The sequence below is a fragment of the Acidihalobacter yilgarnensis genome (assembly GCF_001753245.1).
Classification (GTDB): Bacteria; Pseudomonadota; Gammaproteobacteria; order DSM-5130; family Acidihalobacteraceae; genus Acidihalobacter; species Acidihalobacter yilgarnensis.
On record NZ_CP017415.1, the window covers coordinates 1817092 to 1829876 of the forward strand.

Below are 12785 nucleotides of genomic sequence, written 5' to 3' on the forward strand. Positions count from 1 at the left end.
ATGAACAGATCCGCTGAGGCATCACCCATCGTCGTACCCGATCAACGGCACGCGATAGGACGATGGCGGCTTGCCATGATGGTTTTCGGCCCTGGCTTGGTCGTGATGTTGGCGGATACGGATGTCGGCAGCATCATCACCGCCGCGCAAAGCGGTGCCCAATGGGGTTATCACCTGCTACCGTTGCAACTCGTGCTGATTCCAATCCTGTACGTGGTGCAGGAATTGACTGTGCGCCTAGGGCTGATCACCGGAAAGGGGCATGGCGAACTGATCCGGGAAACCTTTGGGCGAGGGTGGGCGTGGCTATCGGTCTCCACGTTGGTGATCGCCTGCGTGGGTGCGCTCCTCACCGAGTTTTCGGGTGTTGCGAGTGTCGGTCGGCTCTACGGCGTGCCCATAGGCGTCAGTCTCGGACTGGCTGCCGGATTTCTCATCCTGGTGGTCTGGACAGGTAGTTACCGACGGGTCGAGCGGGTCGCCATGCTCATGGGCGCCTTTGAGCTCGCATTTTTCTGGGTGGCCGCCCGTGCACACCCGAATGTCAGTGAGGCCCTGGCCGGGTTCTCCCATATTCCGATGGGCAATCCCGGCTATCTCTATCTAGTCGCTGCCAACATCGGCGCAGTCATCATGCCTTGGATGGTGTTTTATCAGCAGTCCGCGATTGCCGACAAAGGTCTGCAACCACAGGCCTTGCGCTATGCGCGGTTCGATACAGCAATCGGCGCGGTGGTGACGCAACTCGTCATGGCCGCTGTGCTGATCGCCGCAGCGGCCACGCTGGGTACACACTCCGGCGGGCCACCGTTGGATACGGTTGAGGAAATCGCGGACGCGATGACACCTTATCTGGGTGCTGGGGGAGGGCGTCTGATTTTTTCGATCGGCATACTCGGTGCGGGCATGGTTGCCGCAATCGTCGTTTCGCTTGCCGCTGCCTGGGGTTTGGGTGAGGTGGCAGGTTATCGACGCTCGCTGCAGGACAGCCCGCAACGGGCACCCTGGTTCTACGCTGTCTATTCGTTCGTTGTCATTGCGGGCGCGGTGGTCGTTGGCGTCGCAAAGGATCTGGTGGCACTGAGCATCGCGGTCGAGGTGATGAATGCCTTGCTGCTGCCGTTGGTCCTCGGTTTTCTGTTCCTGCTCGGCCGACGCTCCTTGCCACCGGCACACCGCCTGCGTGGTATCTATGCTTGGCTGGTGGCTGGGACGATCATCGCAACCTCTTGCCTGGGATTGTATGGCGGGCTTTCCTGGATATTCGGTGGTAGTTGATCGGCGCGTACGCACTGCCGACGTGCTTAACCTCGTTTGCCCGTTACGTGTATGATTCGGCTTCATTTCCGAACAGAATCACACAGCGGGGCATCGACACGTGTTCGAGATCGTCAAGGCCGGCGGTTGGGTCATGGCGCCGATCATCGGCGCATCTATTCTCGCGCTCGCCATCATTCTGGAGCGTTTCTGGTCGCTGCGTAGGTCGCAGATCATGCCCATGGGCCTGCTCGACGCCGTGGTCGACGAACTGCGGCGCAATGAACTACCTGCCGAGCGGATTCAGGCCATCGCAGCCGGTTCGCCGCTGGGCCGCATCCTCGCCGTCGGGCTCGCCAATCGCCGTCAGTCACACGAACTCATCAAAGAACGCATCGAGGAAACCGGCCGCCAGGTCGTGCATGAACTCGAGCGCTTCCTGAATACACTGGGCACCATCGCCACGATTTCCCCGCTGATGGGTCTGCTCGGTACCGTGTTCGGCATGATCCAGGTCTTCGGCGTGATCACCTCAGTGGGTGTCGGCAACCCACATATCCTCGCTGGTGGTATCGCAAAGGCCCTAATCACCACCGCCGCGGGTCTGCTGGTCGCAATTCCCGCGCATGTCTTCTATCGCTATTTCCGGGGCTATGTGGATGCGCTGACCGTGGAGATGGAGGATCAGTCGATTCAGTTAGTGGACAGCCTGCGCAGTGTCGCAACCACTACCGCGACGGTGCGCAAGACGAGAACCGGCACATGAATTTCAGCCGCCATGCGCGCGCCAGCCACCACAGCGAAGGCACCGGCATCGACATGACGCCGATGGTCGATACGGTGTTGACGCTGCTGATCTTCTTCATGGTCACCACCACCTTCAGCCGTCAGTCAGAACTCAAGATTCAGCTGCCCAAGGCGGAAAGCGCCGTCACCGCGACCAAGCAAAGTCCGCTGGTGCTATCCATCGATGCACGCGGACATTACTACCTCAACGGTCGCGAGTTGGTAAATTCCCGCTTCGACACGCTGTTCCGGGCTCTGCAACAGGCCAAGGGTACGGATGGCGACAAAACACCGCTGGTCATCCGCGCCGACGTCAAGACCCCCTATCAGGCCGTCGTCACTGCCATGGACGCAGCCGGCCAGCTCGGCCTGTCGCATCTGTCGATCGCCACCGACAAAACCGCGCCACCCAATCACTGAAATGGCCATCGAATCCAAGCCCGTCTCCGGTGCCGAGGTCTACCGGCGCCTGTTGCGCGAGTCGTTGCAACACTGGCCCTATCTGGTCGTTGCGGTGATCGGCATGACGCTCACCGCCGCCACACAGCCGGCGATGGCCGCATTGATGAAGCCGTTGCTCAACGGCGGTTTCGTCGACCGCAATGTGCAGACCATCACCTGGATTCCGCTGGCCCTGGTCGGCCTATATTTCGTGCGCGGCATCGCCAGCTACCTGTCCGCATACTTCATGGCCTACGTCGGCACGCGCGTGGTGATGGACCTGCGCGGCCGCATGTTCGACCGCCTGCTGCACATGCCCGTGACCTTCTTCGACAATGCGTCCTCCGGTGAGCTGCTGGCCAAGCTGACCTATAACGTGGAGCAGGTGGCTGGTGCTTCAACCAGCAGCTTCACCATTCTGGTACGCGACAGCATTACCGCCATCGGCCTGATGATCTGGGTGGTCTACCTGAGCTGGAAGCTCAGCCTGGTGTTCCTCGTGCTGATCCCGGTGATCGCATTGATCGTCAAATCCGTGTCCAAGATCTTCCGGCGCCTGAGTCACGGCATCCAGGACGTGGTGGGTGAGGTGACGCATGTCTCCGAGGAGATGATCGAGGGACATCGCGTGGTCAAGCTATTCGGTGGCGTCGATTACGAGACCCGTCGATTCGACGAGGTCAATCAGCGCAGCCGCTGGCTGCAGCTACGCTCCACCGCAGCGCAGGCCGCCAGTCTGCCGGTGATGGAATTCATCGCCTCGATCGGCATTGCCTTCATCATCTACCTTGCGACTTCTGGCACTCTGCTCGAATCCATGAACGTGGGCAGCTTCGTCTCCTTCGTGACGGCCGTCTTGATGCTGATGGAACCGCTGCGTCGCCTCGCCCAGATCAATCCCACGCTGCAAAAGGGGATTGCCGCGGGCGAAACCATCTTCGAGCTGATCGATACGCCGCCGGAGCGCGACACGGGTACCCAGCAACTGACACGTGCCGCCGGGCGTATCGAATATCGTGGCGCCAGCTTCAGCTATGCCGAAGGCAAGGGCGACGTGCTTAAAGGGATCGACCTGCACATCGCACCAGGTGAGACCGTGGCGCTGGTCGGGCGCTCGGGCAGCGGCAAGAGCACACTGGTGAATCTGCTACCACGCTTCTACGAACTCGAACGCGGCGGAATTTTGCTCGACGGAATTCCCATTGGCGATCTGACCCTGGATAGCCTGCGTGAACAGATCACCTATGTCGGTCAACAGGTTATCTTGTTCAACGACAGCATCGCGGCGAATATCGCCTATGGCGCGCAGGGTGGCGCTACGCGTGAACGCATCATCGAAGCTGCGCGCGCCGCCCACGCCTGGGAATTCATAGAACAACTACCCGAAGGCCTCGACACCCTGGTCGGGGAGAACGGCGTGCTGCTTTCCGGTGGTCAGCGCCAACGACTGGCCATCGCCCGTGCATTGCTCAAGGACGCACCCATCCTGATTCTGGACGAGGCCACCTCCGCGCTCGATACCGAATCCGAACGCCACATCCAGGCCGCCCTCGAGGTACTCGTGCGCGGCCGTACCACCCTGGTCATCGCGCATCGGTTATCGACCATCGAAAGTGCGGATCGTATCGTGGTCATGCAAAAAGGCGAGATCATCGAAATCGGCAATCACGCGGAACTGATCGCACGCGACGGCGTTTACGCCCGCTTGCACCGATTGCAGTTCCGCGACGAGGCCCACGATGACGATGCAAGGGCGGGGCTGAATGCCGCCGGTTGACGACCGGGCATACGGTGGGCACTGGTGGCCGGTCCTGCGCGCCAACTGGCACGACCGGCGTAACGGTCTGCGCGCCGCGGCCCTGGCCAGAGGCGGCCACCTACGAGCACCGCATGGTGAAGGCAAGGTGGTGTGGATCAAGGCCGGAGGCAGCCCTGACTCCGTCAGATTGGCCTGCGAACTACTCGGAGCCTTACGCGAACGTCGGCTTGATATTCGCCTGGCATTGACCTTCGAACAGGATTACGAGGACATCATTGAACCGCGTGTCCGAGGGCTGCGCAAGATCGGGCTGGGTTATGGTCCGAGCGACCGCCCGGCAGCGGTCCGGCGTGTACTGAAACGTCTCAATCCCATCGGGCTGGTACTGGTCGATACCGCGCCGCATCCCAATTTGTTGCGCGCATCCGCCGCCATGAAGACACACGTCATTGCCTTCAATACACCGCCGACCCCAGTCATGGTGGAGGCTGCCTACCCGCTGGACGAGCAGCAGGCGACGGCTTGGCGATCGAGTGGCAAGACCGAATGCCTGGCCGATGCGGCCGATCCCTTGGCGTTATTTGCCGAAGCCCAAATCGATACGACCCTGCGTAGCCTCGCCGCAGTTGGCCGAGACGAACTCCATCTCTGGTGGTGGCATGACGACTGCGGGGACACGCAGGCAGAAACCATCGCGCAATGGCGTCAATCGCCCCTGGCTCATCAGGGCGTGTTATTCGTCTCAGGCCGTCCAGCGTCCGCGGCTCGTGCGCATGCAGACCTGTCGATTGGCGACTGGGATCGCGGAGCCCTCCCGCCAGGGCACGTCATTTGGGTGGACGATCCACGCTGGTTCGGCGCCATCGCCAGTGCGGCGACGGGCGGGTATCTCGAAACGCATGTGCGTGCAACGCTTTGGCAGGCGCTGGCCGGTGGTTGCCCGCTTACGCCGGGGGCCGCGACGCGGGCGTTGCGCCCGTCGTTGCCGATCTCCCCGCAGACGCCATCCGCACAATCGGCCATATGGGCGGATTGGCAGGCACTGATGGCTGAGCCGCTGGCAGCACGCCGCCGTGGTGACGCCGGACGTCGATATTTCTGGGAGGAACGCAGGCGCGTTCAAGGTGTGATTGACGCCTTTCTGCAACGAATATTCGATTGGTAAATCATGTTGTTGCAAAAGATAGTTCAAGCTCTTTGGCGCTATGACAATGCGTTCTCCCGTTTGTTGTCACCCCTCTCTTGGCTCTATGCGCGTGAGGCAAGGCGGCGACGCCAGCGATTTTTGGAGGCACCGCCGCCGCGCTGGCCCGTGCCGGTGATCGTGGTTGGCAACATCACGGTAGGCGGCACCGGCAAAACGCCCATGGTGATCTGGCTGGTCGAATGGTTGCGCATGCAGGGTTGGCGGCCCGGCGTGGTCAGCCGCGGTTATGGCGGTCATGCCAGCGGCGGATGTCCACATACCGTGCTGACGAACGATGATCCCGCACAGGTGGGCGATGAACCACTCTTGATTGCCCATCGCAGCGGCGTGCCCGTGGTCGTTTGCCGCGACCGCGCGGCTGCCGTGCACCTGCTGCTCGACACCAGCGATTGCAACATCATCATCAGCGACGATGGACTGCAGCATTATCGCCTGTCGCGCGATATCGAAATCGCCATGATCGACGGCAAACGGCGACTGGGAAATGCCCGCTGCCTACCCGCTGGCCCTCTGCGTGAGCCCGTCGACCGTTTGAGCGAAGTGGATTTTGTGGTCGTCACCGAGGGTAAGCCAGAACCGGGAGAGTATGGCCTGACGCTCGCGCTAAGCGCCACGGCGAGACGCGTCGGTCCCACACGTGACGACGACATGCGGGACTTACGTGAATTCGAAGGGGAGGTGGTGCACGCCGTGGCTGGCATCGGCAATCCGGAACGCTTCTTCATGGCCCTTGAGCGGGCTGGCCTGCGTGTGATTCGCCATCCCCTGCCGGACCATCACCCAATTGCACCCGCGGATATCGACTTCGGCGATACACGTGCCGTGCTCATGACCGAGAAGGATGCCGTAAAATGCCGATCATTCGCCTCGCCGCAGGTTTGGACCGTATCGGCTGACGCCGCCCCGGAGCAGGCCTGGATCGATGCCTTCAGCGAACGCCTCAGGAGAGTATGTGATGGACAAGAAACTGCTTGATATCCTCGTCTGCCCAGTCACCAAAGGGCCATTGATTTACGACAAAAAACGCGAAGAGCTGATCTCAAAATCCGCTCGTCTGGCTTATCCCATCCGCGAAGGCATCCCCGTCATGCTGGAAGATGAGGCCCGCCCCTTGAGCCAGGAAGAGGTGGAAGCGCTCCAAAGCCAGCGATGAGAACGGAATCCACATGATCTTACCTGCGCTCTGAGGCCAATTCCCATGAGTTTTCGCGTCGTGATCCCCGCGCGTTATGCTTCCACTCGGTTGCCTGGCAAACCGCTGTTGCCATTGGCCGGGCGGCCGTTGATCGCACACGTGCATGATTGCGCGGTGGCCTCTGGAGCAGCCGAGATTCTGGTTGCAACTGACGACCCCCGTATTGCAGAGGCCTGTGAGGGTTTCGGCGCATCCGTGGTCATGACTTCGTCGACGCATCGTTCCGGCAGCGAGCGACTCGCGGAGGTTGCCACCACACGAGGCTGGAGCGACGACGATATTGTGGTCAATCTCCAAGGCGATGAACCATTGACGCCGCCGGCGATTATTCGCCAGGTGGCTGAGGATTTGACCCATTTCCCAGAGGCCAGCGTTTCCACGCTGTGTGCGCCGATCCATTCGGCCGCGCAACTCAACGATCCACACACGGTCAAGGTCGTGCGTGACGCAGCGGGTTACGCTTTGTATTTCAGTCGCGCACCGATTCCCTGGGAGCGCGATGTGATCGGTGCCGAAGCGAAGGAGACGCCGATCGGTTGGCGCCATGTAGGCATGTACGCCTATCGCGCGGGTTACCTGCGACGCTATGTGACGCTACCCGCCTGTGAGCTTGAATCCATCGAGAAGCTCGAACAGCTCCGCGTGCTATGGCATGGCGCGCGCATTCACGTGGCCGAGGCCGTTGAAGTACCGGGGCATGGCGTCGACACACCGGAGGATTTGAAGCTCGTAGCGGCCCTCATGGCACAAAAGACCGGATCAATGACGCACCCTGAGTGATAATTCACCTCAAAAACAAACAATAAATATTTGAATAGTTAGTATTTTATATAAATTAATTTGTCTGATGATCGCAGCGGTCGGGTCAGGCCCGGCCGCTGCAGTTACGCCGACGGGGCGCTAGCCGATGTTTACTTTGCCGCCTCTTTGAGCAGGCCGTGCATCGCCAATGCGACATCGTGTGCCGCCGAAGGATTGTCGATGGTCACACCGATGCTTGCCAGCTGATCGACTTGCTCCAACAGTTTGCGCTTGGCGGTCGACGCCTCATCGTGGATCGCACCATCACCCAGGCCCTTGCAGGGGTTCATCGCCTTGGGATCGAATCCCTTGCCGTGTTCACCCACCATGCAGTTAAGGATGTGGTGCATGTGCATATGCATGTGCGCCAGCGAATCGGCCTTGATGAGAAAATCCGCGTGCAGCAACGCCTTGTCAATTTGCTGTTGGGCATTGCCGGCAGCCATGCCGTTGGCGCTGAATCCGAGTGTGAACGCACACACGGTGAGAGTAGCCAATAGACTGTTTTTTTTCATGGTTTACGCCTCCATTCCAGTGGGCCGCGAGGGTCTCTGCCTTCGGGCACACTAATCATAGCCTCACGTTTCTGTCGCGTGTCGAATTGTATAAAACGCCAACGCGTCAATCGATACGCGCAGACTCCGACTGAACCTGACACCAAATATCGTGTCCAACCAACTCGCGTGCCAGTGCACGTGCAAGTCGAGGCAAAAGGGCAGGGAGGCATGAGACGCGAACACAACCGCGGTACGCGCGGGCAGGGCCGTTTCTGGCGTATCACGGGGCAAGTGGTAGTGTTGCTGGTGGTATTCGGCACGCTGGGGGTTGGCTCGTGGCTAATCTATCTCTGGCACTCATTGCCATCGGTGGCAGAGCTCAAGCACTGGAATCCAGCGACGCCATTACGTATTTACGCGGCGAACGGCCAGCTCTTGTCCGTTGACGGCCCGCGCCTGCGCGACACCTTGCAGTCACAGCAGATTCCCGACCAGCTACGCAATGCCTTCGTCTCGGCCGAAAACGGACACTTCTGGAGCAATAACCCAATTTATTACCCGGTCAGCTTTCCGGGCATCCTGCGCGCCGCCTGGATCGATCTGATCCATTTTGCGCCAGTGCAGGGCGCAAGCACCATCCCAGAACAGGTCGCCCGTAACTTCTATCTCTCACCCGAGAAAACGATCACCCGCAAGGTTCGCGAAATTCTGCTGGCCTACAAACTCACCCAGCACTTCAGCCATCGCGACATCCTAGATCTATATCTGAATAAGATTTATCTTGGTAACGGTGCCTACGGCATTGGTGCCGCCGCACAGATCTACTACGGCAAGCAGGTTGATGCACTTTCCCTCCCGCAAATGGCAATGCTGGCAGGACTTCCAGCCGCCCCCGCGTACTTCAACCCCCTGGCCAACCCAAAAGATGCCCGCGCACGCCGCAATTACGTCCTTGGGCGCATGCTCGTGCATGGATACATCTCGCAACAAGAAGCCAGAGAGGCGGAAGCCGCGCCGCTGACGGCCCAGTACCACACCGAGGGGCGCAATATCGCGCGTTATGCCACTCAATGGATTGAGCAATGGTTGGTTTCGCAATACGGCGCGGACATGACTTATCGCACCGGGCTGCGCGTATATACGACCATCGTGCCCAGATTACAGAGCGCTGCAAACGAGGCCGTGGCTACCGGCCTCGAGAACTATTCAATGGGGCTCGACAGCCTGGATCCCAAACAATATCAGGGCCCAGTCGCGCACCTCGACGAAACGCAGATCACACAGGCACTCAACGGTGTGCGCCCCACCGTCTTGCCGCCGCAAGACCCGGCTAATCTTCACTGGGGACTGGTTTTGTCCACAACGCGGAGCCACGCGAAAATCTCCCTGGAAGGGCAGGAGAGTATTGACCTCGGACAGCGTGGCGTGGCTTGGATTGCGGGCGCTCCAAACGCGAAAAAATCACCCCAAGTCGATGTGGCCAAGCTGCTCAAGCGCGGCGATCTCGTGTGGTTGCGGCATTATGTGAATCCCGGTTGGCCTGCGAACGGGGAAGACTGGCGCACCGCCGTCTGGAAAACACCCGCACCCGGCGAAGCCGGTTGGCAGCTCACGCAAATACCCAAGGTACAAGGCGCGTTGGTTGGCATGGACAACTCGACTGGTGCCATCGTTTCCATCGCAGGTGGATTCAGTTACTCGTTGAGTCACTTCGACCGGGCACTTTATGCATACCGCCAGCCGGGCTCTTCCTTCAAACCCTTCGTCTATGCCGCTGCGCTGGATGGCCCGGAACTTCTCGCACATGGCAAATCAAACTATCTGACGCCGATCTCCCTGATTGCCGACACACCGCTCAAAATCAAATTGCCCAATGGGACCTATTACAAGCCGACCAACTACGAGAAAACCTTCTCGGACACACCCATCCCACTGTGGAAGGATCTGGCAGATTCCATCAACGTGCCCAGTGTGCGTATTCTGATGCACGTCGGCATCCCGTATGCGATCCAATACGCCAAACAATTCGGCTTCAAGAATACACAACTCCCCCCCGTACCCTCGCTCGTCCTCGGTGCCGCAGACGTCACGCCGATGCAGATGGCGCGAGCCTATGCCGTGTTTTCCAATGGCGGCTTTCTCATCAATCCCTACCTGATCACCAAAGTCATCAAGGCCGACGGCGAAGCGCTGCCACTCAAAAATTGCACGCTCTGCGTCACACAACCACCCAATAAACCCGTAATAACGCCCGGCGTGGCCTACCTGATGACACGCATGCTGCAACGCGTCATCAGAAACGGAACCGGAATTGCCGCCAAACCGCTCGGACATTATCTGGCCGGCAAGACCGGCACGACCAATGACGAAAAGAATGCCTGGTTCGTAGGCTACGGGCGCCACTACATCGCCTCCGCGTGGGTCGGTTACGACAACAATGGCCCCATGGGTCACTGGGCCGCCGGCGCCCGCGAGGCACTCCCTATCTGGATTCATTTCATGAAGTCCGCATTGGCGGAAGAGGGCGATTACCCATTCTTCAAACCACAGGACATCACCCAGGCCAGCATTAACCCGAAAACAGGCACCCTCGAATCCGAAGGTGGCCAGGTATTCGACTTCCTATCCGGTTTTCTGCCTCCGGCCAGTGTCCCGGAATTCCCACTCTTCGGCCCGAACGCCAGCATGAACATGCCGCCCAGCACCACCAGTACCGGCTCGGGCAACGCCAACAACAGCTTCCTGCAACAGTTCGGCAACGCCCCGCTGCAAAACCCACCTAAAAGCGGCAACGGCAATAGCACGCAAAACAACAACGGGCCGCTTTTTTAAGGCCTCGTCCAAAGGGCGATTCAAAGGCGCTTTTGGCCGGATTGCCCATCGAACAACACCAAAAGTGTCATCCATGGCACAAAAGTCCCGTGTTACATATACGGGACTTTGGAGGTCGCAGGCATCCACTGGCACGTGGAGGTCTGTATGTCACTTCGCATAATGAATAAGGCGCCCAATGCCGACCAAATCCACCATCAAAGGCGCCTCACAGCCGGTTTAAGCGAAGAACAGGCCGCCCAGATAGCCGGAGTCAGTTTGCGCACGTGGCGGCGCTGGGAGCGCGGAGAAAGCCCCATGCCGACGTCTGCATGGCAATGGTTCCGCACCGTCACCGACGGCCTACCACTGGTCAAGGACTGGGAAGGCTGGGGGTTCAAGGACGGCAAGCTGTGGTCTCCGGAGAACGAGGGGTTCACACCCGGCCAGATCCGCTCTCTGACGTATCTGCAAGCCCTGAGCAAGGCCAAGACCGGACAACACCACTTCCAGCCCTCGGACGTCTTGGGCGGCATCGACGAACGCCTGGCCAACCACCTCAAGCTGCTGGGCAAGCTCGACCTGATCGGACTGCTGCTCTCGCTGACCTACAGCGAACACCTCAAGCACCACCCACAGAGCAGCGAGCAGATCGGGCAGGGGCTGCGCTACCTGATCGCGGGTGTGCAGCAGTTCCAGCAGCAGCAAGTCAGGATACCGACGACGGAGGCACGGACATGAACGGCACACCCAACGCGGACAGCACCAGCGACACGACCCCACTGGCCCTGATCCCCAAAGGCTTCAACCGCAGCTTTGAAGAACTCAAGGTCTATGTCGGGCTGCACTTCACGATCACGAAGCCGGTAGACGATACGCAGTTCGGCAAAATGATCTGGATGGATGAAGACCAAGACTACCGATCGCGCGAGGTACACGAGATGTGGCCGGTTGGCAGTCGAGGGCAAATCGAAGCGATCAAGTGGAGCGGCTACGGCAAGGAAGGCGGATGGTGGCTCAAGATCGAAAAGGATGGACCCTACGAAAAATGGGAGGCGGAGTACACCAATTGTCGGCCGGATGAGCTGTTCAACCACGTCGAGCTAGACCCGCCGGCGGTCAACGGTGAGGCCCGGCGGGACTGATGGCCAGCGTTCCCGAACGAGCAAAGCCCGTTCGTGCCCACCGGCACGCGAACCCCCAACAGCAGACAGGAGCAATAAGCATCATGAATCAACCCAGTGCGATTACGACGGGCGAGCGGTGGAGGCTCGAGCAAAGGCGGCGGCGGGCGCGGCTGCGCCTGCGCGCCCTTGGCCGCCGAAGCCGGGCGGTTGACATAAGGTCAACCGAGGCAGGCGGTTTACGGTCGGCAGGCTGTCCGATGGACAAGCTGTCGAGTTTGGCCGGACAATCTGTCCGGTTGACGGTCAACAGGTCCGGTTTCGAGGACAGTATGCCCATCCGCCGAGCCCATCGAACAACACCAAAAGTCTCACCCGTGGGACAAAAGTCCCGTGTTACATATACGGGACTTTGGAGGTCGCAGGCATCCACTGACAAGTGGAGGTCTGTATGTCACTTCGTGTAATGAATATTATGTTAAATGATGGCTGGCGCTGTCGTGTGATCACCCCGTTTTTGCTGTGCCCGCAGTGCCAACAAGCGAGGCGCTTTGTAGGAACGCCTTGGCTTCGGCCACGCTAGGAACACCTACCCCGTACAATTTACCCTCGATCACGGTGGCCGGTATGCTGCGTATCATCAGGTTGGCTACGATGTCCCGACCTGGCCTGATGCCGACATCCAAAACCTCGTAATCCACGTTGTCATGTTCCTTGGCAACTTGTGTCCAGACTCGTTCTGCCTGTGGGCAGCTCGGGCACCATTGCGAAACCAATAACTGTACTTTCATGTCTGTCGGTCCCCGCTCAGATTTGTTCACTAAGTCATTGTCTCTACATCAGTAGACTGTTTGCCTTGATCCATATCAAGGCAAACTCGAAGGCGCTGTTGTCTGCTTGAGGCAGA

General features: G+C 59.6%; 13 protein-coding genes. 11 read left to right on the forward strand and 2 right to left on the reverse strand.

Annotation, left to right across the window (positions count from 1 at the left end; all coding sequences use genetic code 11):
* The 8 genes from BI364_RS08640 (at position 1) to kdsB (ending at position 7425) form a co-directional block, all read left to right on the forward strand.
* Complete coding sequence (locus tag BI364_RS08640) at positions 1 to 1278, forward strand: NRAMP family divalent metal transporter (protein WP_070078394.1); 1278 nt, start codon at positions 1 to 3, stop codon at positions 1276 to 1278.
* 100 nt (positions 1279 to 1378) lie between these two features.
* Positions 1379 to 2023 carry a MotA/TolQ/ExbB proton channel family protein gene (locus BI364_RS08645; protein WP_070078395.1) on the forward strand — a complete coding sequence of 215 codons (645 nt, stop codon included), beginning with the start codon at positions 1379 to 1381 and terminating at the stop codon, positions 2021 to 2023.
* Positions 2020 to 2463, forward strand: a complete 444-nt coding sequence (locus tag BI364_RS08650) for an ExbD/TolR family protein (RefSeq protein WP_070078396.1) — start codon at positions 2020 to 2022, stop codon at positions 2461 to 2463. The genes BI364_RS08645 and BI364_RS08650 overlap by 4 nt, the downstream gene beginning before the upstream one ends.
* 1 nt (position 2464) lies before the next feature.
* Entirely contained in the window at positions 2465 to 4261 is a 1797-nt protein-coding gene (msbA, locus tag BI364_RS08655; RefSeq protein ID WP_070078397.1) for a lipid A export permease/ATP-binding protein MsbA, read from the forward strand.
* Positions 4248 to 5408, forward strand: coding sequence for a glycosyltransferase N-terminal domain-containing protein (locus BI364_RS08660; RefSeq protein ID WP_070078398.1), 1161 nt, complete (start codon positions 4248 to 4250; stop codon positions 5406 to 5408). The genes msbA and BI364_RS08660 overlap by 14 nt, the downstream gene beginning before the upstream one ends.
* Before the next feature lie 3 nt (positions 5409 to 5411).
* Positions 5412 to 6425 carry a tetraacyldisaccharide 4'-kinase gene (gene lpxK / locus BI364_RS08665; RefSeq protein ID WP_156782678.1) on the forward strand — a complete coding sequence of 338 codons (1014 nt, stop codon included), beginning with the start codon at positions 5412 to 5414 and terminating at the stop codon, positions 6423 to 6425.
* Positions 6406 to 6603 carry a Trm112 family protein gene (locus BI364_RS08670; RefSeq protein ID WP_070078399.1) on the forward strand — a complete coding sequence of 66 codons (198 nt, stop codon included), beginning with the start codon at positions 6406 to 6408 and terminating at the stop codon, positions 6601 to 6603. The genes lpxK and BI364_RS08670 overlap by 20 nt, the downstream gene beginning before the upstream one ends.
* 45 nt (positions 6604 to 6648) lie before the next feature.
* Complete coding sequence (kdsB, locus tag BI364_RS08675; protein ID WP_070078400.1) at positions 6649 to 7425, forward strand: 3-deoxy-manno-octulosonate cytidylyltransferase; 777 nt, start codon at positions 6649 to 6651, stop codon at positions 7423 to 7425.
* Between the two features lie 131 nt (positions 7426 to 7556).
* On the opposite strand, the gene BI364_RS08680 is transcribed toward kdsB, so the two are convergent.
* On the reverse strand, positions 7557 to 7961 hold the full coding sequence (locus tag BI364_RS08680) for a hypothetical protein (protein ID WP_070078401.1): 405 nt from the start codon (positions 7959 to 7961) through the stop codon (positions 7557 to 7559).
* Between the two features lie 210 nt (positions 7962 to 8171).
* Here BI364_RS08680 and BI364_RS08685 point away from each other — a divergent pair, with 210 nt between their 5' ends.
* From BI364_RS08685 to BI364_RS08695, 3 genes are all read left to right on the forward strand, one after another.
* Positions 8172 to 10775: a penicillin-binding protein 1A gene (locus BI364_RS08685; protein WP_083251535.1), complete on the forward strand. Its 2604-nt coding sequence runs from the start codon at positions 8172 to 8174 to the stop codon at positions 10773 to 10775.
* Positions 10776 to 10937: 162 nt separating this feature from the next.
* On the forward strand, positions 10938 to 11495 hold the full coding sequence (locus BI364_RS08690; RefSeq protein ID WP_070078403.1) for a VC1465 family Xer recombination activation factor: 558 nt from the start codon (positions 10938 to 10940) through the stop codon (positions 11493 to 11495).
* On the forward strand, positions 11492 to 11899 hold the full coding sequence (locus BI364_RS08695; RefSeq protein WP_070078404.1) for a hypothetical protein: 408 nt from the start codon (positions 11492 to 11494) through the stop codon (positions 11897 to 11899). The genes BI364_RS08690 and BI364_RS08695 overlap by 4 nt, the downstream gene beginning before the upstream one ends.
* 485 nt (positions 11900 to 12384) lie before the next feature.
* Here the strand turns inward: BI364_RS08695 and BI364_RS08700 are convergent, their stop codons facing one another.
* Positions 12385 to 12669, reverse strand: coding sequence for a thioredoxin family protein (locus tag BI364_RS08700; RefSeq protein ID WP_070078405.1), 285 nt, complete (start codon positions 12667 to 12669; stop codon positions 12385 to 12387).
* Between the last annotated feature and the right edge of the window lie 116 nt (positions 12670 to 12785).